This is a genomic window from Seonamhaeicola marinus, from assembly GCF_008085455.1.
Window position 1 is genome coordinate 1 of the sequence record NZ_VSDQ01000122.1, and the last position, 520, is coordinate 520.

The 520-nt window shown below is 35.0% G+C and carries 1 protein-coding gene; it reads right to left on the reverse strand.

Annotation, left to right across the window (positions count from 1 at the left end; all coding sequences use genetic code 11):
- Positions 1–520 (reverse strand): TCP-1/cpn60 chaperonin family protein (locus FUA24_RS01045; protein ID WP_317131914.1); only part of this gene is annotated, 520 nt, incomplete at both ends.

A 520-nucleotide genomic window follows, 5' to 3' on the forward strand; every position in this document is an offset into this window, starting at 1 on the left:
TTATCATAATCTGATGTAGTTGTTTCAATTTGCGCTTTAATTTGGTTTACGCGTGCTTTAATAGCTTCAGCATCACCATTTCCGTTAACAATTGTAGTATTGTCTTTATCAACTGTAACAGTTTCAGCAGTACCTAACATTGATAAATCGGCGTTTTCTAAAGTGAAACCTCTTTCTTCAGAAATAACAGTTCCGCCAGTTAAAATAGCTATATCTTCAAGCATAGCTTTACGTCTGTCTCCAAAACCAGGAGCTTTAACTGCTGCAATTTTTAAACCACCGCGTAATTTGTTTACAACTAAAGTAGCTAAAGCTTGTCCGTCTACATCTTCAGCAATGATTAATAACGGACGGCCAGATTGTGCTACGGGTTCTAAAATTGGTAAAATCTCTTGTAAGTTAGAAATCTTTTTGTCGAATAATAAAATGTACGGATTTTCTAAATCTGCAACCATTTTATCAGAATCTGTTACAAAGTAAGGAGATAAGTATCCTCTGTCAAACTGCATACCTTCAACAA